Here is a 24,656-nt window from a genome sequence, read left to right as displayed (position 1 = left end):
GATTAACGATAAAACCACAGGAACTGGCATGTTAGATTATCACTTCTTTGGTTACAGCCAGGACTCACCTTAAAAAATACATCGCGAGAAATGCCTATGTCATTCACACACGAAAAGGTATTACTCATGTCAAATAGAACCCACCTCCCAAGCATTACCCTTGATAGAACTTTTGAAGAATACCCGCTGTATTACAGCGACAAAGGACTGTACGAGTCAGCACTGACTTCGATGGTCGATGTCTTTGAACAGGCACTCAGTCAGTTTGAAGTCGCTCTCGCTACACGTTTTGATTTGGATCTGCCTAAAGATCATCAAGATGCGAAGTTTTGCATCCTGAATGATTACTTTGAGATCCTGAAAGAGAAGTTGAACGCCGATTCGTTGTATTACGTGTGGCGTAAGCGAGAGGGTAACTGTTCGCACCATTATCAAGTGATGTTGTTTACTGATTATAAGCAGCAATTTGGTGAGGCCATTTACATGGAGAAGCGCAATGAAATTTTGGGACACCTGAAAACAGCTTGGGGAGAAGCTATTAAAAAGCACTACCAAGGTAATGAGCGCTCGATGGTCCAACTGAATGATCGAGGGAACTATAGCCTGGGTACACGCTGTAAGAGCACTGACACTAACATAAAGAACAGTGTCTTCAAGCGGATGAGCAATCTTGCTGAAGCGTGGAAAGAAACGCGTTACTTCTTTGGCTCTAGTGCAGAGTAGAGCGACTGCATTTTTTTACAGTGGCGGCTTATCTCATGGGTATATACACAGGAGACGATTCCCAATGACAATGAGATTTCTACGGATCCAAGACGTGATGTCACTAACAGGGCTAGGCCGTTCCACTATTTATAAGTTCATGGCTGATGAAACCGACTTCCCAAAGAGTGTGCCACTCGGTGGACGAGCAGTGGCCTGGGTAGAAAGTGAAATCGAAGAATGGATGGAGTCGCGTCTAGCACTGCGAGACAACCAAGAATCTTTTCAGTAATACAAACATCAAATCAAACCATTAACGGGGCGCTGGCTAAGTAAAGTCATGCGCCCTTTTTCAATCAGAGAGAGATAAAAAATGAGTTATTCAATTTACGTACACGGCGCAGCCCCAAACAATCAACACGTCTGTATGCGAGGTGGCATCGGGCTGGTAGTGATGGATGAAGACAATGAGATAGTGCATGAAGAGAGCATTACCATTGACCGCAAAACGAATAGTGCTGAGCTTGAGCTACTGGCCTTGGTTGAGGCGTTGGAGTACGCAGAAGATGGGGACGTGATTTACTCAGATAGTGATTACTGTGTGAAAGGTTTCAACATCTGGATGGACGATTGGAAAGACCGGGGTTGGCGCCGTGCGGATAAGAAACCCGTCAAGAACCGTCACCTGTGGCAACAAGTGGATGAGCTGAGTTCTAGGAAGTATGTTGAAGTTGAAAAGGTAAAAGCACACTCCGGTGTTGAAGGGAATGAGAGAGCTGACTTGTTAGCGGTTGAAGCCGCAGCGTTTTAAGGTCAGTGGCACGCAGCTTGTGGGATGTGCCCCACAAGCTGCTATTCTTATTTATCATTGGTATTGATGGTTTCGATTGTTTCTCTTAACGTGCCGGTATTGCCTGAGGAACGAGTTATCTCTAATGCTCAACGAAAAGTTTAGATTGCCCATTATCAAGTTGGGTAACCCATTTCTACCTTCGCCTGATGAAGTCTCAGAGTTTTTGGGACTCCCTGTTTCTCCCAGAGAGAAAATAAAGTGGTTAAATGCGTCAGTGGTAAAGAGTAATCTGCCGACAGACCGCACGTTGGATAATATTAGTAAGGAGGGAATACGATGGAAATCGATACGTCAGTTTGCTTGGCAACTGGCGAGAGTGTTTGTTCGTAAAGGGTGGAGCTTTAACGTTTCTCTCCCCGATGGTGGTATTCATAAAGCAGACTTATCTTTTTGGTGGTCTCACACTCTTAGAGGCGTTCAGCAAGGGTTGTCTTCGACTTCTGGTGAGTTGAATGTAGAGCTCTTGGTTAGCTATATCGATAGGCGCTGCGTCGCTTATCAAAGACAGTTGGCTTTTATGCAGAATGCTCCCGGTATCAATGAAAACAACCAAAATGAGTTAATTTCAGGTTATTACCTACCAGTCCTCGACTTTACGTTGCTTAGTGAGCAAGAAAAGGCGCTAGTAAAAAACTGGCTCAAATCCCCCAGTGAACTTGCCTCAAAAGAAACGGAGCATGCGATGCTTTGTTTCTGTCATGATTTTTGGCTGTCCTTAATGTCGGTCATTGATGCAATGTTTCTTGAAGATTGGGATAAACACTATGAAGAATACACTCCGAGTGTTCATGCGCAGCAGTACGGGGTGTTCGGACAGGTTTTTAATAGAGAAGAAAGAACATTTCTTAGCAAGTTTTTTGGCCTAATAAAAGCGCAGACCAATCAAACTTACGCGCAGTTGTCAGAGTATGTTGTCTTACCCGTTAGTGAGTATGAACGAAATGGTCTGTTGAAGCGCGATGTCCAACAAGCACGCTTTAAAGAGTGGCGTAGCGGAAAAAGTCTCCCCTCTGTAGAAGCCTTAAGTACGTTTTTTGCCAATATGGACGCAGGGCGTCAAGGTGCGGACTTACTGATATATGCATTGTTCATGAGAGCGCTCGATAAGGTGGGTAGTCGTTCTCTATCTGACATCTACACGACAAGTCGTTACCAGCGTTACTTCCAACACTACGCTCCCTAGGCTGCGCTATGGCAGCCTAGGTTTGCTTCTATTTTTTGCTTGGCGGGTTGTTGGTGCGCCCACCACCTGAAGGATTCGATGTGCCATTTTTGGTCGGCCATAGTGGACTATTGTTTCCTGATAGCTGTTTATTACCCATGAGTAGCTCCTTTTATTGAGGTTGTCGACGAACTTTCGTCGACAACCATCATGCATGAATACAGAGATTCACAGGGAGGTGGGAAAGAGCGAAAGTTATTAGGAGTGACTAAGTGCTTTTTCGTTGGTGTCCAACATGGATATGTGTGTTATCAGCTTCAGTAAGCCCTTATGTAGTGCTTGGTACTCCGATAGAGTTAACTCGCTTTTTTACAGATAACATATACCTTCAAACAGATGCGTTAAGGCAAAAAAAGAATGGGGAGCAATCTCGCTCCCCGATTTCGTTTGTTATCGTTGCGGGTGGACTTACTTCTCTTTGGTATCTTCACAGCCTTTAGGCACTGTGATGGTCGATGCCTCCTTACCTGCCTCTTGCGCCGCCTTCACATCCATTTTGTATTGAGTACATTTACCAACACTGACATTGACGGCTCCCGAATCTGCGGATGGGTTACCACCCAGTGTTCCACCAGCAAATGCGGAAGAGGTCGAGAAAACTAACGCTGTCGCGATGAGTAGAGTTGACTTGCTCATAGTTGATCCTTACGAGTTGATTTAGTGTGTTACTGAGGGATAGAGAGTTAGAAGGTGTACACAAAGGTGCCAACGCTGGAGGTGACTTCGATCTCTTTCACGCTGTCCACGGTGCAGTTGTTGCTGTATCCGGTATAGGTTTCACCGAACTTCAATTGAACGTTTCTAGATAGTTCAGAGGTCGTGCCTGCGGGTAGGCGGCAGTTGCCTCGATTGATGACCACGCCGGTTATTACCGTTCTGTCGGTGATGGCTTGAATATCAAAGACCAGTGTTCCCCAGTGAGGGTTGGTGGATATTGATACTTCAACATCGGCGGTAACGGTTTGCGCTGCATCTTGCTCGCTGCAAGCCGTAATACTGAATAGCAATAGGGCCATCATGATGGTTCGAATTAGAGTGTTCATGGGTATCTCTCCGTATTGGTGAGTTAAATTTGGGATGCACGGATTTCAGCATGTTCACGCATGAACTGCTCAAGATTGAAATCAGTGGGATAGGTAAAAGAAAACGTCGACACACTGGCCTCATCAATTAGAGGTAGGGCTAGGGTGCGTATCGTCGGTTGACCGGATAATCGAAAAAGCAGCAAGAGCGCGTCACACTGAACCGAGAGTCCCAGTGGCTCAATGAACGCTTTCTCTTGCTGCAAAACTTGACTCGATATATTGAGCATGCGGTTATGCAGTAATGCCGTGTGTACCGCATTTAGCACTTGCCGCTGCTCATTACTCCATTCACAAATGTTGGGCAATGCCACATGGACTTTAGCTAACCATGCTTGCTCTTTTGAATGCGCTGAACCCTTGCGGGGTAAGGGTTTGTCTCTCTCCGAAGGGCGACCTTGCCCATAATTCAGCTCATCAGGAACCAGCGGTAGTAAGTACTTGTTGGTCAGTTGCCAATGGAGCATTTCCTGTTTGTTGAGCTTCAGTAATTGCTCTGAAGTTTTCCGATAAACATGGGGCATGCTCATCGAATCACACTCTACGTTAAACACCTCCACAATGACTTCATCGAGATAGCGTTTAATGCTGCGCGTGGTGCGGTGGATATCGAGTAGGGCTAACTGCTGCTGCAATTCCCTAACGGTGATCCATCGATGTTGAGGAATAAGCATCAGCGTGTGCAGCAAAGCGGATACCCCTTCAATGCTGGTTTTATTGCTCATGACTACGCTCTCAATACATCAAAGCTCCACACCGGAGTCGGACATTTAATGTCGGGAGAATAGAGGTGGGTCAGACACATAATGTCCAACGGTGAAAACAGCATCAATCGGCTTCACAAAAGCGTGAGCCGATTAACATTAACGAGGCTTATGCTTGTCACTAAGCTCGGCAATCGCTGCCAATAATCCAATCAGTAGTACCACCAGAAAACCTAACATCGTTAGAGATCCGACCGCCCCAAAGAAAGGAGAGAGGGTAAACAGGGTGATAAGAGCGGTGACAAGTTTGATGGTTTGTAGAAGAAGGGAAGTCATGAGTTATTGCGGGGTGACGGCTATCTCGTTGTAGGCGTCCGTATCGACATAGGCAAGAAAGTTATTCTCCCACAATTGATACAGCTCTTTGGCATCACGGCTACCTTGCATCGGGAGCCAGCCACGATAAGCAACAAAGAACTGCCCAACCCGAAAATCAAAATCCAAGTTTCGCTCTAGCTCAGGATAGTAACTCCCCATATAAGCAAAGTCAGTGATGTACTCAATGCTCCAGTCTCCAGTTGAGGTATGGCAAATCGCAATCTCAACCGGATGGAAGCCGCCTTCCTCCGCGCTGTAACTTTTATCGCGAAAGTTAAACACCAGATAACGGCTGGTGGTCAGTGCTTCATTACTCAGCAAATGAACGGTGAGCTGTTCACTTAGCAGCGTGTGCAGTTTCTTTGACACTGGTAGTTTGGAGGCAATGAAGGTTAATTGGGACATAGTGAGTCCTCCTTGTTTCAGGATTCAAATAAGAAATAACAGAGTGAGAATTAGTGGAACGTACCAACCATCGTCAGTTGCACGTCATCGAAGACGTTTCTGGAGAGGTGGCGAGCAAAGGCTTTCATCCATACCGACAGCAGCTCTTGTACTTCTGGGTGGGATAAATCCGTGCTCCCAACATCAGGCTGGTAGCACCATTGGTTTGCGAGGTGAAAGTACAACTCAGGTTCAACGGCTGTGCTGTTGTCATCGGGGTAAGAGAAGCTGGCAAAGAAGACTACCAGCCAAGGGCTAGTATCTGACTCGCGTTTGAACTGTACCTCCATCGGATGCAAACCTTGTCGATGTCGGTAGTAACTCATTTGGCGGCAGTTCAGCACGAGTCTCTCGGCATTCTCTGGGAGAGAGTATCGATTAAGAAGTGCTTCCAGTGACGCATGTAACGTGTCATCAATAGAAAGCTCGCCATAATGTTGTTCAATCATAACCACCCCCTTTCAGCAAATGAGGTACAGGTATCGCCTGTCACGATATGGTCGAGAACTCGAACATCCACCAGCGCGAGCGCATCTTTTAGTCTTTCGGTTATGCGTCTATCGGCTTGAGATGGCGTTGAGTCTCCAGATGGATGGTTGTGCGCGAATATTACCGCCGCGGCGTTTACTTCTAACACCGCTTTCACCACTTCTCTCGGGTAGACGCTGGCCGCATCCACCGTTCCTTGAAACAGCTCTTTAAACTCAATCAGTCGGTTTTGGTTATCCAGCAACAATAAGGCAAACACTTCACGCTCATGGCTACCTAGCTTATAGCGGACATACTCTTTGGTGGCATCTGGGTTAGTTAGGGCATCACCACGCACGTAGCGTGTTGCCAGTATCTCAGCTGCATGCTCTAGGATTTCATTTTCCTGATAGCGTTGCTGCTTTTGGTAATCGGAAGTTTTGGGATTCATTTCAGGCTCCTGTCGGAATCAGTGATGGGTATTCACATTGATGACATATGCCTGAAGATTTTTAGATTGAGGATGAGGTGTGAGTGGAACTTAGGTTGTGAGCAGTCTTGTGAGGTGTTGGCCACAACCGATCACACCCCTAACTCTTTACATCACCCATTACCGAAAAGTTTGCGACTTTAAGCAAATCAAAAACTCTTAAATAATATGCAATTAAGCTCAAGAATATCTAATCAAAACCGCCACATCGCTATCCTTTACGATACAATACCTCGCAACAAATCTTGGTTCTGACTCTAGAGCCAAGTTCATCTATTGAGAAGTATTTATCATCATGGCAAAAGCTCCAGCAAAGAAAAAAGCCCCAGCGAAAAAGAAAGGCTTTGAAGAAACCCTTTGGGATACCGCAAACCAACTGCGTGGCAGTGTCGAATCATCAGAATACAAGCACGTCGTATTGAGCCTTGTGTTCCTAAAATTCATCAGCGATAAGTTCGAAACTCGCCGCCAGAAGATGATTGACGATGGCCAAGACGCCTTTGTTGAGATGAAAGAGTTCTACCAGCAAGACAATATCTTCTACCTAGAAGAGACCTCTCGTTGGTCATTCGTGAAAAAACACGCCAAGCAAGACAACATAGCGGTTGTGATCGATACCGCTCTGGCGAACATTGAAAAAGCAAACCCGAGCTTGAAAGGCGCACTGCCAGACAACTATTTCTCTCGCCAAGACCTTGAAGTGAAAAAGCTTGCTTCACTGATTGATACCATCGAGAACATCGACACGCTTGCCAACGAATGCGACATGAGCGAAGAAGATCTCGTCGGTCGAGTGTATGAGTATTTCCTTGGTAAGTTCGCTGCCACTGAAGGTAAAGGCGGTGGTGAGTTTTATACGCCCAAGTCAGTAGTAACTTTACTTACCGAAATGCTAGAGCCGTTCCAAGGCAAAATTTATGACCCTGCCTGTGGGTCGGGCGGTATGTTTGTGCAGTCTTTAAAGTTTGTAAAACAGCATGAAGGCCGTACCAAAGACATCGCCATTTATGGTCAAGAGTTAACCTCAACTACCTACAAACTGGCGAAAATGAACTTAGCGATTCGCGGCTTATCAGGTAACTTGGGTGAGCGCCCAGCCGATACCTTTTTTGCTGACCAGCATCCTGACCTAAAAGCCGATTACATTATGGCTAACCCGCCATTTAACATCAGCAAATGGCGTGATGAAAACGAACTCACCAAAGATCCGCGTTTTTCTGGCTACCGCACTCCGCCAACGGGCAATGCCAACTACGGCTGGATTTTGCACATGCTTTCTAAGTTAAGCGAAACAGGCACCGCAGGTTTTGTGTTGTCTAACGGTTCGATGAGTTCAAACACTTCTGGTGAAGGTGAGATACGCCAACAGCTTATCGAGAACGATGTGGTGGAATGCATGATCGCGCTACCCGGTCAGCTGTTTTACTCCACCCAAATTCCGGTGTGTGTGTGGTTTATCACTAAGAATAAACGCGCCAATGCCGCAAAAGGCTACCGTAACCGCGAACAAGAAACGCTATTTATCGATGCGCGCAACCTGGGCACCATGACCAGTCGTGTGCACAAAGAGCTAACCCAAGATGATATCGCCCTGATTGCCGACACTTACCACGCATGGCGCAGTGATGACACTGAACTCAAAGCTCGTGTTGAGCGCGGCGACTGCAAGGTAGACAAGTACCAAGATGTGGCGGGCTTTTGTAAGCAAGCCAGTATTGACGACATCAAGGCGCATGATTTTGTATTGACGCCGGGCCGATATGTCGGCGCTGCGGAAGAAGTGGATGATGGTGTTCCTTTTGAAACCAAGATGCGTGAACTGTCGCGAGCCCTTTATAGTCAAATGAACCAAGCCGAAGCACTAGATAAAGCGATTCGCAGCAACTTGGAGGCGTTGGGTTATGGGGAGTGAGTGGACTAAGGTTTCGATTGAGTCAATTCAAGCAAATGAGAAAGGGGCTATTGCTATAGGTCCGTTCGGTTCTCGTCTGAAGAGCGACAACTATGTGGAAAGTGGTGTACCTGTGATTAGGGGAACCAATGTTACTGGTGGGCCGACTTTAGAAGGGGATTTTGTATATATTACAGAAGAGAAAGCTGACACATTAGGTTCATGTAATGTATACAAGAATGAACTTGTCTTTCCTCACCGAGGCTCTATTGGTGAAGTTGGCATAATTAAAGAAAATAATCGCTACGTATTGTCATCCAGTTTGATGAAGTTAAAGGTAGACGAAGAACAAGTAGACCCACTGTTTGTTTATTATTTCTTTAAGAGTGCTCTAGGCAAACATGAGTTGTTGAAAAATGCCTCTCAGGTTGGTACGCCAGGTATCGGGCAACCCCTTACATCATTGAAGAAAATTGAATTTCACAAACCATCTCTTTCTCAACAAAAAAAGATTGCGAATATCCTTTCATCTTTAGATGAAAGGATAGTTATCAATAGCCAAATTAACCAAACCCTAGAACAAATGGCACAGACTATCTTTAAATCATGGTTTGTCGATTTCGACCCAGTCAAAGCCAAGATGAATGGCGAGCAACCAGAGGGTATGGATGCGGCGACTGCCTCGCTATTCCCTGAAAAGCTCGTTGATACTGAAGTAGGTGAACTCCCTGAGGGTTGGAAACTTGTACCTGTCGGTGAGTTGCTTGATAAGACCATCGGCGGCGATTGGGGCAAAGAAGAACCTGATGAGAAGCATACTGAAGAAGTGAGAATAGTTCGAGGTACGGACATTCCTAAGCTTCATGGCGGTGCTATTGAGTCAGTACCAGTTCGTTATGTTGAGTCCAAAAAACTGAAGACTCGTAAACTTGAACGTGGTGATATTGTGATTGAGGTTTCTGGTGGTAGCAAAGATCAGCCAACAGGTCGCTCGTTGTTTATCTCTGATAACATTCTGAAGAGACTAGAACTACCTTCTGAACCAGCTAGTTTTTGTCGTCGCTTCAAGCCCAAAAGTTATGAGATCGGTTTACTTCTCGCCGTTCATTTCCAGTTGATGTATCAGGCAGGTAAAACTTGGGAGTATCAAAACCAAAGTACAGGTATCAGTAACTTTCAGACCAAATATTTCTTGGAAGCTGAACACATAGTGATTCCTTCTGACGAAGTTTTGGATGCGTTTGTTAAGCAAGTTTCCCCAATGATGGACATGATCCATTCAAACCAAAATATTGAGCTTGCGAAGCTTCGCGACACCTTACTTCCTAAATTGCTTTCCGGCGAAATCGAGTTAGGCCAATCGGTTGAGGTGCCAGAGTGAGTTCGTATTTACCCCACAAATTGGCGCTCAAATAAAGCGGATAAACAATACATCGGGTGAAGTGGGCCAGTAGTAATGGACACTTAGCAGCAACCAAACATTAAGCACAGTAATAGAGATCACGGATGAGCATGACATTCACAGAAGCCAAACTTGAACAAGCCATTATTGAATTATTGGGTGAGCAAGGCTACCCGCATAGTGTCGGTGAACACATTGCCCGTGATGACCAAGAGCAAGTGCTGATTCTTGATGACTTGCGAGCGTATCTTGCCAAACAATATCAAGCCGATGAGATAACTGAAGGTGAGATTGAAAAAATTGTCCACCAGCTTACTCGCCTACCCGCGAGTGATCTCTATCAGAGCAACAAAACCTTCTGTAACTGGCTGGCGAACGGCTTTTTGTTTAAGCGTGAAGACCGCTCAAAGAAAGATCTCTATATTGAACTGATCAACACGCAACATTTGGCGCACGCGTTGCGGTTGATGTTTGTCCCGCTTCTTGAGGACAAAAGACCATCGGCGGAGCAAAAGGTGGCAGAAGGGGACATTAACTACTTTCCACCTCAAGATGCCAATATCTACAAAGTAGTGAATCAGCTTGAAATCTTAGGCATTTCGCCAGAGAACGGCGAACAAAAGCGTATTCCCGATGGCTTGCTGTATGTGAACGGTTTGCCGTTGGTGCTGTTTGAGTTCAAAAGTGCGGTTCGCGAAGAAGAGGCCAACCTCTTTGACGCTTGGAAGCAAATCCATATCCGTTACAAGCGCGATATTCCAAAGTTGTTTGTGTTTAACGCCCTGACGATCATCAGTGATGGTGTGAACAACAAAATGGGTAACGCCTTTGCCCCCTATGAGTTTTACTACGCTTGGCGCAAGGTGACGGGCAATGAATCAACTGAGAAACAGGGTATTAACTCACTCTACACCATGATTGCAGGCCTGTTTAACAAGGTTCGCTTACTCGATGTGGTGAAGAACTTTGTCTTCTTCCCTGATACCTCAAAGAAAGAAACCAAAGTGTGTTGCCGTTATCCGCAATACTATGCGGCGCGAAAGCTTTACTACAACATCGACAAAGAACGTAAGCCCTACGGTAGCGGTAAAGGCGGGACATACTTTGGTGCTACAGGCTGTGGTAAGAGTTTTACCATGCAGTTTTTATCGCGCCTATTGATGAAAAGTGTCGACTTTGAAAGCCCGACCATAGTCCTAATTACCGACCGCACCGACCTTGATACTCAATTATCAGAGCAGTTTTGCAACGCCAGTAATTATATCGGTGATGAAAAGGTGGTATCTGTCACTAGCCGTAATGACCTGCGTGAACAACTGCAAGGTATCAAGAGTGGCGGCGTGTTCCTCACCACCATCCATAAATTTACCGAAGATATCGAGCTGCTGTCTGAGCGTACCAACATCATCTGTATCTCGGACGAGGCCCACCGCTCACAAGTTAACCTCGATAAAAAGGTCACCCTGCAATACAAAGATGGCATCGCCGTGGATGTCAAAGAGAGCTATGGCTTTGCCAAATACCTGCATGACTCGCTACCCAGTGCCACTTATGTTGGTTTCACAGGTACACCGATTGACGCCACCTTAGATGTGTTTGGTAACCCAGTAGACAGTTACACCATGACCGAAGCGGTGAACGATGAAATCACCGTGCGTATCGTATATGAAGGTCGAGCCGCCAAAGTTATTCTGGATAACAGCAAGCTAGAAGAGGTCGAAAAATACTATCAAGCATGTGCCGAACAAGGGGCAAGCGAGCATCAAATTGAAGAGAGCAAAAAAGCTTCAGCTAACATGAATGCCATCTTGGGCGATCCCGACCGCCTAGAGGCGTTAGCCAAAGACTTTGTGGATCATTATGAGCAGCGTGTCTCTGAGGGCTCAACAGTAAAAGGCAAGGCGATGTTTGTGTGTGCCAGTCGTGACATTGCCTACGACTTTTACAAGCAAGTAAAGCGGCTGCGCCCAGAATGGTTTGAAGTGAAGAAATGCCTAGAGGGTGAAAGCCTAACAGAGCAAGAAGCGAAAGAGTTAATGCCACTGGCTATGGTGCAAATGGTGATGACCCGAGGCAGCAATGATGAAAACGAGCTCTACACCCTTTTGGGCACCAAGGATTATCGTAAGTCTCTTGATGAGCAGTTTAAGAACCCGAAATCCAACTTTAAAATCGCTATCGTCGTCGATATGTGGTTGACGGGTTTTGATGTCCCTGAGCTCGATACTATCTACATCGATAAGCCGCTACAAAAACACAATCTGATTCAAACCATTTCACGAGTAAACCGCAAGTTTGAAGGTAAAGACAAAGGCTTGGTGGTCGACTACATCGGCATTAAATCGCGTATGAACCAAGCGCTGGCCATGTATTCAAAAGCCGATGAAAGCAACTTTGAAGATGTGGCACTGTCTGTCATCGAAGTGAAAAACCACCTCGACCTTTTGGGGCAGATGTTCCACAACTTTGACAGCTCAGGGTACTTTACTGGCGAGCCTCGCTTACAGCTAGAGTGCTTAAATAATGCCGCTGAGTTTGTCTTGGTCAACAAAAAGAACGAGCAACGTTTTATGGGCTTAGTGAAACGTCTAAAAGCGGCTTACGATGTTTGTTGTGGCAGTGAGTCTCTGTCCAAGCGAGAGCGTGATTTTATCCACTTCTACATCGCTGTGCGCTCTATCATCTATAAGCTGACCAAAGGGGACGCGCCAGACACGGCACAAATGAATAAGCATGTACGTGAGCTGGTGGCCGAAGCACTGCGAGCGGAAGGCGTAGAAGAAATCTTCACGATTGGGGAGGAACAAGCCGAAGCCATCGACATTTTCGATGATGACTACATGAACCGTGTGCTAAAGCTCAAACTGCCTCATACCAAGATTCAGCTACTGCAAAAGCTGCTTGGTAAAGCGATTGGTGATTTCAAAAAAGTGAACCAGCTAAAGGGTGTCGATTTTTCAAAGCGCTTACAGTCTTTAGTTGAGCAGTACAATGAACGCCGAGAGAGTAGTGAGTTCCCCGGAGAAGAGTTTGAACCCTTTGTTGATGACTTACACGATGAACTTATTCAGAAGATGAAAGATCTGATGGATGAGATGACCTCGGAGCTAACCTCATTTGAAGATCTCGGTATCGATCTGGAAGAAAAAGCCTTCCTCGATATCTTAGAGCACATGCGCACCAAGTATGACTTCGACTATGAAGATGACAAGATGCTTGAACTCGCCAAAGAGATGAAAGTCATTGTCGATAATGTTGCCCAATATCCCGACTGGGCAGGTCGCGATGATATTAAAGCCAAACTAAAAGTGGATTTGATTCTCCTGCTGCACAAGTACGGTTTTCCACCCATCGCAAATGATGATGTGTACAAAGGCGTGCTAGAGCAGGCAGAGAATTATAAGAGAGGGAGAGAGTAAGCGGTGTTGTCATCGAACGAAGTTCATAAAATACTCGTTTCAATTGGGTGTCGTATTGAAGAAGGAAAGAAGGAACCGAGCTACGCATATGAGCACTACTTAGGTGAGAATAAATACTTGTATGTAAAGCGCAAAAAAGATCACGACGTCAAAGCTAGCCCATTGGTTGTTTCCCCAGATTGTAAAAACTTGCGACACTTAATCGATAAGGTGGATGGCGTTAACGCCGACTGGTCAAAACCCACCAAAAGTACCAGCTATCGGCGCTTTCCTAAGTTCAATGACAATGAGTCTCCTTACGGGTACGCGCTGAATGTCAGGGACCAAGAAGCGATTGAAAGACTCTTGGAAATTCTTGGTGCTGAGATAAACGATGAGCGTAATGTTGGTGAAGTGAAAATGTCAGAGTATTTATTAACCTGGAACCCGAAGCATTTCAATGCAGGTGGTGACGGGAGTGCAAGCGGCCAATTGGACTATAAAGTTGGGCAAGTGGTTCAATGGTCTTGTCACAGCAAGAAGCCCCAGATTGGTGACACCGTTTACTTAATCCGCTTGGGTACAGAGCCCAGAGGAATTATTGCTAAAGGTAGAGTGACCAAAGAAAACTACGCGGACTCTGATTGGAAGGACTCTGAAAAGCAGAAAGCATATATCGAATTTCAGGTAGAAGACATCAGGCACTCTTGCGAAGAAGGCTTGTTGCCAATGTTGCTTCTTAAGTCAGCAATGTCAGATCAACAATGGAGCCCGCAAGTCTCCGGTATTCAGGTCAATTCTGAGAATGCAAAGCTATTGGCTGAGCTATGGGAGGCAGGCAAGAACAGGCATGCATTGACGCAGTTTCTATCTTGGGATAAGCAAAATCATTTTAACCCCAATGGTTGGTATAAAGACTATCAAGATACTTGTGATCTAGCTAAGCAGATTAAAGAAGGAAAAGCCATATCGGAAGATGATGTGCACAAGCTGTGGTATGTGAAAGCCAATGGCATTGCGAGTGTTGGTCAAGGCTTTATGTACCAACGAGAGCTAAGTGAAAACACTCATTACTTGAAAGGCTTAACCGAAGAAATCATTAAGTCTCCCTCGAAAGCAACTTATGACAGCATTATTCAAAATTGGCGTATAGACGGTAAATTTGACCGTGTGTTGTGGACGGTGATTCATAGGCTATTTGGTGCGGCATCTCCAGAGAAATACACTAGCATCGCGGGTAGAGAATACTTGGGCACTGTTATTGATTGTCTGAAGAAGCATTTTCAAATATCTATCGAACCAACAGGAAATTGGGTAGCTGATAATCACAAGCTGATTGAGGCCGTCGAAGCTTTGATTCCGGTCGATTGGGATGTCCATACTCGAAACATCCACCTATGGAATTTGTACGAATGGGCAACCCAAAGTAGCAACAAGGCTGTAGACGAAGATCAGGTCAAAGAAGAAGGGGAGGTATACAGCATGGACAAGGAGTCAACCTCAACCGAAGAGCCTAAAAACGTTATTTTTTTTGGTCCCCCAGGTACGGGTAAAACCTACAACCTTCAGCAACTTCAAGCTGAGTATACCAGCCAGACAGAAGGCGTAGATGCTTCACTGTGGCTACAAGAAAAAATAGCGCCACTGAATTGGATGCAAGTGTTAGTCCTATCACTTCTTAGCTTAGGCAACCAGGCGAAAGTGGCTGATATCGTAGCTAGCAAATATTTCCAGACCAAAGCGAAGGTGAACAACCGAGACGGGAACTTAAGCCAAACGGCTTGGAGTTACTTACAAAAGTTTACTGTACCTGAGTCAACAACCGTTAATTACAAAGGCCGTGGTGAACCTGCTGTATTTGATAAAACCAGCGATTCTGTTTGGCAGCTTCTTGATGACAAGGTAGAACTGGTGGATGAACTAGTGGCTCTGCATAAAGAGTTAGAAAATGGACCACCACCAGGATCGATTGTGAAGCGGTATTCAACGACAACGTTCCACCAATCCTACGGCTACGAAGAGTTTATCGAAGGGCTTAAAGCCACAACGGATGAAGAGGGCAATGTTCACTACTCAGTTGAACCAGGAGAGTTTTTAAAGCTCTGTCGCCGAGCCGAGCAAGATCCTGACTCTCGATATGCCATGTTTATCGATGAAATAAATCGTGGCAACATCTCGAAGATCTTCGGTGAACTGATCTCGCTAGTAGAGACTGATAAGCGTGCACAGGGGGCCAACCCTATGTCAGTCAACCTTGCCTATAGCGGTAAACCCTTTAGCGTACCCTCGAATGTCGACATCATCGGTGCAATGAACACCGCAGATCGCTCTATTGCTCTAATGGATACGGCGTTACGTAGACGTTTCGAGTTTATCGAAATGATGCCTGAGCCCCGCTTGTTTGAGTCTGATGGTTTAATTGATATTGGCAACGACCAACAAATTGATCTGGGTGAGCTATTACAGACTCTCAATGATCGTATTGAAGCTTTGTATGACAGGGAGCATACGCTAGGTCATGCGTTCTTCTTTTCTGCTTATAACGCCGCTAAAGCTGGGGACTATGATAAGGCATTGGCAAACCTCACTAAGGCATTTGTGGGTAAAATTGTCCCTTTGCTCCAAGAATACTTTCATGATGATTGGAGTAAGATTTGTCTCGTATTGGGGGACAATCAAAAGTTAGGTAGTGACGGAAAAGAACTAGAGGTGTTGCAATTTGTACGCCGAAACAAAATTGAATATCAAGATCTGTTTGGCAACCAATATGAGCCCGATGGATATACGTCAGATGAGTACCGCTATTCATTATCTGGTCAAAATGACGCGGTTTGGACCAATGGTGAAAGTTACCTTGCGATCTACAAGCCACAGTGGAGCGAGAAGCTTGCAGCACAGGTGAAGGATGAGAGCTAACAAAGAGATCTCTCTATTCGAGTTTTCTTATCTGGTCAGTGAGTCTAGTGATGTATGCAGAGAGGAGAGTTATGTAGAACCTATTTCTCCAGCTGCCTTTGTCTTTCTCAAGCAGATAGCGCTAGGCTCGCAAGAAGATAATAAGCTGTTTCGGCTTTGTAGAAAGTCGGGAGTGGAAGCTTTGCAAGTGCGTAGCCATGCGGGCGTTATTTTAACTCCTGATGGCACACATATTGAAGTATTGCCGAAAATTGGTCGAACCTTGCCTAGCGCGACAGCAGCTAGAAAGTCATTGCTGGTTATGCTCCGTGCTCTTAACGGCTTTTCACACATTCAAACATCAAGCGCTCTAATTCACGAAGAGAAAATGCCGCTGCTTGAGGTGTTCATTGGTCAGTTTATCGAATCAGTGTTAAACCTCGTCAAGAAGGGGTTGAAAAGCGACTACGTGCAAACACTGGATAACCTCAAGTATCAGAAAGGCAAGCTCGTTGCAGCAGGGCAGCTGCGCAAGAACCTAGTGACAAAACACAAATTTTATTGCGAGTACCAAGATTATTTGGTCGATAGGCCAGCCAATAGGCTTATCCATTCTGCATTGAATACTGTTGCCAGGTTTTCTCGCAGTGCTAAACACAAGAAGCAATTACACGAGCTCTTTTTTATATTCGAAGACGTTCCGTTAAGCCGCGACTATAAAGGCGATCTATCGAGGTTAAGACTCGACAGAGGAATGAGTCACTACCATGTACCAATTGCCTGGGCCACATTGATACTCAATGGCTTTTCTCCACAAACAATGAAAGGCAGCAACCAGGCTATCTCTCTTCTCTTCCCTATGGAGAGAGTTTTCGAAGATTACGTTGCTAAGGTATTGAAGCAGCAGGTACCTGCTAATTTGGTTGTTAGAAGCCAGGTGAAACGTAAAAGCTTGGTTGAACATAAACAAGCCAGTTGGTTTAAGTTGCAACCAGATTTGCTGCTTGAAAAGGAAGGGAGTGTTGTCAGTATATTGGATACCAAGTGGAAGCTTCTGGACCAAACAAAAGACAACGGTTCTGATAAGTACGGCCTATCGCAAAACGACTTTTACCAGATGTTTGCCTATGGGCAGCACTATTTCGATGGTAGAACCGATACAAGGGATATGTTTCTAATCTACCCTGCACACGATGGCTTTGAGGCCCCAATAGAACAGAGCTTCAACTTTGTTGCGTGTGGTGGCCATAAGCTCAAATTATGGATCGTACCGTTTGTAATTGCGGAGGGAGAAAAAGGTGGAGTGAACTGGCCTAAGGAATGCCGAATTTTGTCGAACTAAACACACTTATCGCTCCGCCGAGCAGGTCTCAAAAAGCTTCCAAGATGATTATGAACTGGACTTTCAAGATTTTCTTGAGAGAACGGTTGATGAAGGTGCCACCGAAAACTTCTCATACTCCAATAATGGGGTGAGAAAAGCAGGGCGACGACTACGTAAGAAAGAGGGCGACTTTAAAGCCAAAATGTTGAATGATGAAAGAAGAAGGATAGCTAATCTCTTATGAGCAACAACGATCTTATTCTCTACAGCACCGATGACGGGCAAGCTCAGTTTGTATTACGCGAATTGGGTGGTCAGGTATGGCTAACTCAACTTGAGCTCGCGGAGTTATATCAAACGTCAAAGCAGAATATTAGCAAACATATTAAAGCAGTGATCGCAGATGGGGAGTTGGCTGAAGGGGCAGTTGTCAACTCTAAGTTTACAACTGCGACAGATGGCAAACGCTATCTAACACAGCTTTATGCATTACCCATGATTATCGCGGTAGGTTACCGAGTTCGCTCATCACGAGGCACTCAGTTCCGTCAGTGGGCTACACGAACTTTGGGTGAATATATGACCAAAGGCTTTGTGATGGATGATGCACGTCTGAAAGAGCCTGGACTGGATTATTTTGATGAGTTGCTTGAACGTATCCGCGATATCCGCTCATCAGAAAAGCGTTTCTATCAGAAAGTAAGAGATTTGTTTACTCTAGCCGAAGACTATAAGGCCAACGAGCAAGCAACTCGTGACCTGTTTGCCCAGGTTCAGAATAAACTTTTTTATGCCGTCTGCGGAAAAACAGCAGCAGAGATTGTTGTTGAGCGTGCAGATCCACAATTACCCAATATGGGACTGACCAGCTTTAAAGGGGAACGAGTACGCAAAGCGGATGTAGTAATCGCAAAGAATTACTTACAGCAGGATGAGCTGAATAAGCTGAACCGACTTGTCACTATGTTCCTCGATTTTGCCGAGTTTCGTGCTCAAGACAAACAACATACCTACCTGGTCGATTGGCAGGAATTTATGACCAAGTTTCTGACCTTTAACGATCAGTCTGTTTTGACTAATGCAGGTAGCATTAGCCATAAAGCAATGGAGCAGCTGGTACATCAACGTTACGGGGAGTTTGATAGTGCACGTAAAAAACAAGAAGCCATTAGTACCGACGAAGAAGAGCTTAAGGCATTAGAGACATTAGAAAAGAAACTATCGAGCACGAAGAAATAGATTAGCCTTTTCTGTCGAGTAGGTAGAGGACGAATATACTGTCATGTGCAGCTTTTCGTTGGTTGAGTAGGTAAAGCTCAACGTTGATATTTTAGCTGATCTTGAGATTTTTGGTGATGTTGACCGTTTGGATAGAAGTCAGTTTTGGCTTCAGTCGTATGCAGTAGATATAAGAAACGCCAATACAGATAGGCTCAACCCTTCATTATGACTGGCTCGAGTTTTAGAGCGTTTTATTCGTCCCCGTACCCCGAGCCGTACCCAGTGCTTGCTTTTATATTTATAAAAAGCAATAAAACCTTTATTTAATGCGCTCTAGCAGTACGCCTGCCTCCATATGGTGGGTATATGGGAATTGATCGAACAAAGCAAAACGGGTCACGTTGTGCGTTTCGCATAGAATGTCCAGGTTCTCTTTTAATGTCTCAGGATTACAAGAGATGTACATGATGCGCTCATAACCTTGCACCATTTTACATGTATCAATATCCATCCCAGCACGTGGTGGATCGACAAAAATTGTGTTGCAGTTGTAGCTCTTTAGATCCACCCCCGCATCTTGTAAACGGCGGAATTCCCGCTTCCCTTCGATAGCTTGCGTAAACTCTTCGGCGGATAGACGTAGGATTTGGACGTTCTCAATCTTGTTTGCAGCAATATTGTATTGCGCGGAGACTACGGATGGTTTCGCCAGTTCAGTCGCGAGTACCCGGTCGAAGTTTTGTGCTAATGCAAGAGAGAAGTTACCGTTACCGCAGTAGAGTTCAAGTAAGTCGCCAGTGCTTTCTTGAGTACAGTCGACTGCCCATTCCAGCATTTTCTCTGCCACTTTGCCGTTTGGCTGCGTGAAGCTGTTTTCAACTTGCTGGTAAATGTAGCTTTGGCCATTTATGTCTAACTTTTCAACCACGTAGTCACGGTCTAGTACGATTTTCATTTTACGCGCACGGCCGATGATGTTGAGGTTAAAACCTTCATCATTTAAACGCTGTTTTAGTGCTTTTGCGTTTTTTGTCCACGCATCATCAAGTTGGCGGTGGTAAAGCAGTGATACAAGGATCTCGCCACTCAATGTAGAGAGAAAGTCGACTTGAAATAGTTTACGGCGCAGAGCGTCATTATCTTTCATTGCATCAATCAGCAGTGGCATCAAGTCGTTAATTAAGCGGCTTGCGGCAGGAAACTGATCCACGCGATATTTTTCACGCGTTTCTTGATTGAACATGATGTAGTAAAGTTCATCGCCTTCATGCCAAACTCGAAACTCTGCACGCATGCGGTAATGCTGCTCTGGAGATTCAAACACTTCCAGCTCTGGCACATTGTATGATGAGAACATTGTGGTCAGGCGTTCTACTTTGTCGGCCAATTGCTGTTGGTAAGTTTGCGGGTTTACGTCGAGAGTCGCCATTCGGTTACCTTTCATGGTGCATTCAGATAAAGAGCGCAGATTTTATTCAATCCCTCGCGCTTGTCCACCCCTAAACAGGAATTGGCACTTTCTGCTCTGTAAAACTATAGCTTATATCAATTCTAACTAGACAAATTATCAATAGCTTACTAGTATGCAGCCTGCTGGTGCTATCTAGAAGTTTAGATGGCCAAAAGGGAATCTGGTGAAAATCCAGAACTGACGCGCAGCGGTAAAAGAGAACGAACACTCAAGAGACACTGCCTCTAGAAAGAGATGGGAAGTCGAGTTAGTAGGAAGACAAATATGCTCTTAAGTCCGAATACCTGCCAGCAGCTGAGCCGGACATTGGGAATCGCTCAGTAGGATTTTCGCGATTTAGGACAAATACAATGAACAAGTCAATTTTAGCGATTGCAGTAGCATCGTTACTTCCGTATGCCTCTTTTTCACACGCTCAAACATCATCTGATGAAACCGTGGTAGTGACGGCCAGCCGTTTTGAACAACCATTGAATGATGTGATTGCATCAACAACCGTGATTTCTAAACAAGAGATTGAAGATATTCAAGCGAAGTCTTTAGTTGATGTGCTCAAACGTGTTCCAGGTGTCGAAGTTGCACAGACCGGAGGCCGCGGCCATAGTGCCTCAATTTTTATGCGTGGTTACAATAGTGACCACGTACTCATTTTGGTTGATGGTGTGCGTATTGATACGGCAGCAGGTGGGATCAGTTTCAATCACATCCCACTTGGTACTGTTGAACGTGTTGAAGTGATCCGCGGTGCTGGTGGAGCGCTTTATGGTTCCGATGCGGTAGCTGGCGTGATCAATATCATCACCACTTCAACACAAACGAATCCTTTAACATCGGTGTCACTGGGTGTAGGCAGTGACAAGCAGCGTGAAGCGAATTTTGCGACAGTACAGAAGTTAGGTGAAAACGGTACGTTAAAGTTAGCGGGTGGTTTTGAAGAAACAGAAGGTTACGACTTTAAAGTACCTGCTACAGGGCAAGATTATGGTTACGAGAGCCAAAATCTACTGGCATCGTATTCTCACAAGTTGTCTGAGACTTTGACTGGTTCATTGTCTTTACGTTGGTTTGATAGCCAAGTGGGCTATGATTCTTTGGGTCAAAAAAACTATGGTTACTCAGAAAACTTGAGTGTCACTGGTGAAGTAAAGTATCAAGATGATACGCTGACATCTGTACTGCGAGCAAACCAGCAATCGATTGAAAATATCGATTATTTAGAATCGGCCGGTAAAGCTAATGCTGGTACGCAGAAGAACATCAATCTATCCAATCTTCAGTTCTTAAATCAAATCCTGATCAATCAATATGTCACGCTAGGGGCGGGTGCCGACTGGCGTAAAGAAAAGCTGGATGATGACGCGTTATCTTATGGATGGCCTGATGCACTGGCTGGTGAGTCACGTGATACCACAGGCGTTTACACTTCCCTAGATGTGAATGTCAATCAGCTGCAAGTAAATGCGAGCGTACGTCATGACAAGCATGATAAATATGACGACTACACGACATGGTCATTAGGCAGTATGTTCTATGTGACAGAGAAACATGCTATTCGTGCAGCAGTAGGAACGGCGTTCAAAGCGCCTAGTTATTCAGACCTCACATATAACGCAGATTTAGAGCCGGAAAAAGCCAATAATCACGAGATCGGGTACATCGGTGACTTTGAGTTATTTTCGGTTGAAGCTACGTACTACAACAATGATGTCGATAACTTGATCATTTGGTATCAGGGTTCACCTTGGTATCCACTTAATGTGGATGCGAAGCTACAAGGCTTTGAGTTAGTGACTGAGTTCCAGACAGGTTTTATTAATCATACTGTGGTCGCTGAATTTAAAGATCACAAAGACTCTCAGGGTAACAAGCTGGCTCGCAGAGCTGATGAGAATTACAAATGGTTAGTGGATACCTCGTACAAAGATTTCGACTTTAACCTGACTTACACCTACACCGGGGAACGCTTAGGGAATCCAAATGAGTCTTATGACCCAACGAATGTCCTATCTTCAGTTAGTTTGTGGGATGTGTCCGTTGGGTACTGGATTTCTCCTGAATTAGTTGTGAGAGGACGAGTTGATAATTTGACAGACGAAGAGTATCAAACAGCACCTGGTTATAACGCGCCAGAGCGACGCTTCTTTGCCAATGTCAGTTACCAGTTCTAATTAGAACCGCCTTCGGGCGGTTTTTTTATCAGGAATAAAGATGAAGCAAAATGTTATTGTCAGTTGGTCGAGCGGAAAAGATTCCACATTAGTCCTTGAGAGACTGATTGAGGACTCGCGTTATCACGTTGTAGGCCTGTACACGACCTTCGTTCGAGATGAAGTGCCTTTTCAAGGAACCCCTATTGAAGTGCTAGAACAACAAGCGCGATTAATTGGGCTGCCACTCATCATGATAGAACTGCCAGAGGTTTTCCCTAGTAATGAGGTCTATCAGTCCAGAATTGTGAATGCGTTAAAAGCATCGGCACTGTCGATTGATGCCGTAGCATTTGGTGATATGTTTTGTAATGGGATTGCGGAATACCGACGCAGTTATATCGAACCAGCAGGGTGGCAATGCATTTTTCCATTGTTAGACGAACCGAGCGATAAATTGGCTAAAGAAATTTTAGCTCGAGGAATTCAAACATTAGTCGTAACGACAGACGGTCAGGTATTGTCATCTGATTATTGTGGCCAGTGGTATAGCGACACTTTTTTAAATCAATTGCCCGATAACGTTGACCCCTGCGGTGAAAATGGCGAATTTCATACCTTGGTGACGAGTAGTCCTTGTTTTTGCGGGGAAATTCAGTTGTCTTTGACTATAAAAGAACAAACGGATCGATTTTGCTATCAAAGATACCACGCGAAAACATTGCCAAATTTGATCGAAACAGTATGATTTGCCCCATCTTGTGCTTGGGGAAGTGGTCGTGTCAAAACAACAAAAGGTATTAATCTTTGATTCTGGTGTTGGTGGAATTTCAGTTTACCAAGAAATTCAGAAGCTATTGCCGCAATTAGATTACTTGTACATTTTTGACAATGAAGCGTACCCCTATGGAGAGCTTGAGCACGAGACGTTAATTAAACGAGTTAGATGCTTAGTCACCAAACTGGTTGCTGAATATCAGATTGATCTCGTCGTAATTGCTTGCAATACGGCGAGCACTATCGTCCTTCCAACACTTCGCCAATCATTGTCAATACCCGTGGTTGGCGTTGTACCTGCCATAAAGCCTGCCTCCAACCTAGCAAGCAAAGCTGTTGGGCTTATCGCTACACCTGCGACTGTGACACGCCAGTATACCAAAGAGCTGATCCGAGACTTTGCTCAAAGTAAAACAGTAGAGATGTTGGGTTCGACCCGTTTGGTGGATATTGCTGAAGAAAAATTACGCGGCATGCCAGTGAGTTTATCTGAACTTCAAAAAATACTTTCCCCTTTGGCAGATAATATCGACGTTGCAGTATTAGGGTGCACGCATTTCCCTTTGATCCGAGATGAGATTCAAGCAGCGTTGGGTGAGCACGTGATTCTGATTGACTCTGGTGAGGCGATTGCACGTAGAGTGCAGGATTTATTAAAAATAGATAGGGCGGATAAAATAGGGGGAAGAGAGATTTTTTCAAGTGCTCCCCCTTGGGAAGAGGAAGCACTGAATAACAAGCTAATGGCTCTAGGTTTTAATCCTATTCGCCATTATCCGATTCTGGATTTTTAGGATCGTTTGCAATACGGACTTTTAATGTCCTTTGCATATAATCCTGTTCATTTAATCCATTAATGGCTGTTTGTGCATCTGATGCAGCCATTACCACGAAGCCAAAGCCTCGGCGTTTTCCAGTTCGTTTATCCTTCATTAATCTGACGGCAAAAACCTCGCCGTGTTTAGCAAAGAGATCCTTTACGTGCGATTCATTCGCTTTATAAGGAAGATTCCCTACGTAAAGAGTTTTGGTTGCTGGTGTATCTTTTGTTGGCTCTAAAATTGGGTTGTTTGAAAATTTAAGAAGAAAAGCGGTAGCGACAACGCCAACAAAAAAAGCAATTACAGGTGATACTGCAACCTGTGAAAATACGATTCCGCCAATAATAGCTAAGGCGATAACCATTAGAGATGATTTGTTCGAATTCATATAGGAATACAACTTACATATATAGATAAAAGGAAAATGTCTGTTTTAACAAAATAGACACAGGGATCTTACGTATATGCTTGTTGTTTTTCCAATTGATTGATGTGACATGTCTCAAATGTTGAAATTTTAGTCGATAAAATGTGATTTGATGCGTTTTTAATCAAATGGAAAAGAAATTCAAAAAAAGCCTTGTCATTGCATTTGAACTCCCTATAATGCCGCCCCACAGACACGGAATGAGACGGAAGTCACATAGAAGTTCTGGAAAGAGAGAAAAGAAATTTTGAATAAATGCTTGACTCTCAAAATGGGAAGCGTAAGATGCGCACCCCTAACGACGAGGCGCTAAGCGCTGCGGCAGTTAGAAAAGCTCTTTAACAATATAAACCTATCAATCTGTGTGGGCACTCGTTGATGATAATCCAATTAGGTATTTCTTTCTTAACGGAAAGCGGTATCAAATTAGGTTTCAATGAAACGAAGTGACCATTGAATCGCAAGATTCAGCACAGTCAATTCAAACATTACTTATGTAATGTTCAGTATTCATTGAGCCGACAAAATCTTAAATTGAA

The 24,656-nt window shown here is 44.8% G+C and carries 22 protein-coding genes and 1 riboswitch; of the genes, 13 read left to right on the top strand and 9 right to left on the bottom strand.

Annotation, left to right across the window (positions count from 1 at the left end; all coding sequences use genetic code 11):
- Positions 1–126: 126 nt before the first annotated feature.
- The 4 genes from ACQEXU_RS20060 (at position 127) to ACQEXU_RS20045 (ending at position 2,738) form a co-directional block, all read left to right on the top strand.
- The gene (locus tag ACQEXU_RS20060; protein WP_427012059.1) at positions 127–723 is read left to right on the top strand and encodes a YagK/YfjJ domain-containing protein; all 597 of its coding nucleotides are present in this window, start codon (positions 127–129) and stop codon (positions 721–723) included.
- A 70-nt stretch (positions 724–793) separates the two neighbouring features.
- Positions 794–994, top strand: a complete 201-nt coding sequence (locus tag ACQEXU_RS20055) for an AlpA family transcriptional regulator (protein ID WP_095561332.1) — start codon at positions 794–796, stop codon at positions 992–994.
- Between the two features lie 81 nt (positions 995–1,075).
- Entirely contained in the window at positions 1,076–1,513 is a 438-nt protein-coding gene (locus ACQEXU_RS20050) for an RNase H family protein (protein WP_427012058.1), read from the top strand.
- 124 nt (positions 1,514–1,637) lie between these two features.
- Positions 1,638–2,738: a hypothetical protein gene (locus ACQEXU_RS20045; protein ID WP_427012057.1), complete on the top strand. Its 1,101-nt coding sequence runs from the start codon at positions 1,638–1,640 to the stop codon at positions 2,736–2,738.
- Between the two features lie 447 nt (positions 2,739–3,185).
- On the opposite strand, the gene ACQEXU_RS20040 is transcribed toward ACQEXU_RS20045, so the two are convergent.
- From ACQEXU_RS20040 to radC, 7 genes are all read right to left on the bottom strand, one after another.
- Positions 3,186–3,413: a hypothetical protein gene (locus ACQEXU_RS20040; protein WP_427012056.1), complete on the bottom strand. Its 228-nt coding sequence runs from the start codon at positions 3,411–3,413 to the stop codon at positions 3,186–3,188.
- Positions 3,414–3,460: 47 nt separating this feature from the next.
- Positions 3,461–3,820, bottom strand: a complete 360-nt coding sequence (locus tag ACQEXU_RS20035; RefSeq protein WP_427012055.1) for a hypothetical protein — start codon at positions 3,818–3,820, stop codon at positions 3,461–3,463.
- A gap of 23 nt (positions 3,821–3,843) precedes the next feature.
- Positions 3,844–4,584, bottom strand: a complete 741-nt coding sequence (locus ACQEXU_RS20030; RefSeq protein WP_427012054.1) for a transcriptional regulator — start codon at positions 4,582–4,584, stop codon at positions 3,844–3,846.
- Between the two features lie 138 nt (positions 4,585–4,722).
- Positions 4,723–4,899 (bottom strand): hypothetical protein, encoded by a 177-nt coding sequence (locus ACQEXU_RS20025; protein WP_427012053.1) that lies wholly within the window; start codon positions 4,897–4,899, stop codon positions 4,723–4,725.
- 3 nt (positions 4,900–4,902) lie between these two features.
- On the bottom strand, positions 4,903–5,346 hold the full coding sequence (locus tag ACQEXU_RS20020; RefSeq protein WP_427012052.1) for a DUF2787 domain-containing protein: 444 nt from the start codon (positions 5,344–5,346) through the stop codon (positions 4,903–4,905).
- Between the two features lie 50 nt (positions 5,347–5,396).
- A complete protein-coding gene (locus tag ACQEXU_RS20015) occupies positions 5,397–5,834 on the bottom strand; it encodes a DUF2787 domain-containing protein (protein WP_427012051.1) in 438 nt (145 codons plus the stop codon).
- Complete coding sequence (gene radC / locus ACQEXU_RS20010) at positions 5,831–6,304, bottom strand: RadC family protein (protein ID WP_222133925.1); 474 nt, start codon at positions 6,302–6,304, stop codon at positions 5,831–5,833. Before radC ends, ACQEXU_RS20015 begins: the two co-directional genes overlap by 4 nt.
- A gap of 334 nt (positions 6,305–6,638) precedes the next feature.
- Between radC and ACQEXU_RS20005 the strand changes: the two genes are divergently transcribed.
- From ACQEXU_RS20005 to ACQEXU_RS19980, 6 genes are all read left to right on the top strand, one after another.
- The gene (locus ACQEXU_RS20005) at positions 6,639–8,255 is read left to right on the top strand and encodes an N-6 DNA methylase (RefSeq protein ID WP_427012050.1); all 1,617 of its coding nucleotides are present in this window, start codon (positions 6,639–6,641) and stop codon (positions 8,253–8,255) included.
- Positions 8,245–9,615, top strand: coding sequence for a restriction endonuclease subunit S (locus ACQEXU_RS20000; RefSeq protein WP_427012049.1), 1,371 nt, complete (start codon positions 8,245–8,247; stop codon positions 9,613–9,615). Before ACQEXU_RS20005 ends, ACQEXU_RS20000 begins: the two co-directional genes overlap by 11 nt.
- 125 nt (positions 9,616–9,740) lie before the next feature.
- Positions 9,741–13,055 (top strand): type I restriction endonuclease subunit R, encoded by a 3,315-nt coding sequence (locus ACQEXU_RS19995; RefSeq protein ID WP_427012048.1) that lies wholly within the window; start codon positions 9,741–9,743, stop codon positions 13,053–13,055.
- Between the two features lie 399 nt (positions 13,056–13,454).
- Positions 13,455–15,950, top strand: a complete 2,496-nt coding sequence (locus ACQEXU_RS19990) for an AAA family ATPase (RefSeq protein WP_427012071.1) — start codon at positions 13,455–13,457, stop codon at positions 15,948–15,950.
- Positions 15,940–17,271 (top strand): McrC family protein, encoded by a 1,332-nt coding sequence (locus ACQEXU_RS19985; protein ID WP_427012047.1) that lies wholly within the window; start codon positions 15,940–15,942, stop codon positions 17,269–17,271. The genes ACQEXU_RS19990 and ACQEXU_RS19985 overlap by 11 nt, the downstream gene beginning before the upstream one ends.
- Before the next feature lie 222 nt (positions 17,272–17,493).
- On the top strand, positions 17,494–18,492 hold the full coding sequence (locus ACQEXU_RS19980) for a virulence RhuM family protein (RefSeq protein WP_427012046.1): 999 nt from the start codon (positions 17,494–17,496) through the stop codon (positions 18,490–18,492).
- 301 nt (positions 18,493–18,793) lie between these two features.
- Here ACQEXU_RS19980 and trmA read toward each other — a convergent pair whose 3' ends face one another.
- A complete protein-coding gene (gene trmA / locus ACQEXU_RS19975) occupies positions 18,794–19,903 on the bottom strand; it encodes a tRNA (uridine(54)-C5)-methyltransferase TrmA (protein ID WP_427012045.1) in 1,110 nt (369 codons plus the stop codon).
- A gap of 148 nt (positions 19,904–20,051) precedes the next feature.
- A riboswitch (cobalamin riboswitch) is annotated at positions 20,052–20,251 on the top strand.
- A gap of 44 nt (positions 20,252–20,295) precedes the next feature.
- Here trmA and ACQEXU_RS19970 point away from each other — a divergent pair.
- From ACQEXU_RS19970 to murI, 3 genes are read left to right on the top strand one after another with little or no spacing between them, the layout of a single operon-like run.
- A complete protein-coding gene (locus ACQEXU_RS19970; RefSeq protein ID WP_427012044.1) occupies positions 20,296–22,113 on the top strand; it encodes a TonB-dependent receptor domain-containing protein in 1,818 nt (605 codons plus the stop codon).
- Positions 22,114–22,153: 40 nt separating this feature from the next.
- Positions 22,154–22,840, top strand: a complete 687-nt coding sequence (locus tag ACQEXU_RS19965) for an ATPase (protein WP_427012043.1) — start codon at positions 22,154–22,156, stop codon at positions 22,838–22,840.
- Positions 22,841–22,871: 31 nt separating this feature from the next.
- On the top strand, positions 22,872–23,663 hold the full coding sequence (gene murI / locus ACQEXU_RS19960; protein WP_427012042.1) for a glutamate racemase: 792 nt from the start codon (positions 22,872–22,874) through the stop codon (positions 23,661–23,663).
- Here the strand turns inward: murI and ACQEXU_RS19955 are convergent.
- The gene (locus tag ACQEXU_RS19955; RefSeq protein ID WP_427012041.1) at positions 23,632–24,078 is read right to left on the bottom strand and encodes an RNA recognition motif domain-containing protein; all 447 of its coding nucleotides are present in this window, start codon (positions 24,076–24,078) and stop codon (positions 23,632–23,634) included. The genes murI and ACQEXU_RS19955 overlap by 32 nt on opposite strands.
- Positions 24,079–24,656: the final 578 nt, after the last annotated feature.

Source organism: Vibrio sp. TRT 21S02, assembly GCF_050113675.1.
Lineage (GTDB): Bacteria > Pseudomonadota > Gammaproteobacteria > Enterobacterales > Vibrionaceae > Vibrio.
This window is presented reverse-complemented; position numbering and strand designations above follow the sequence as displayed.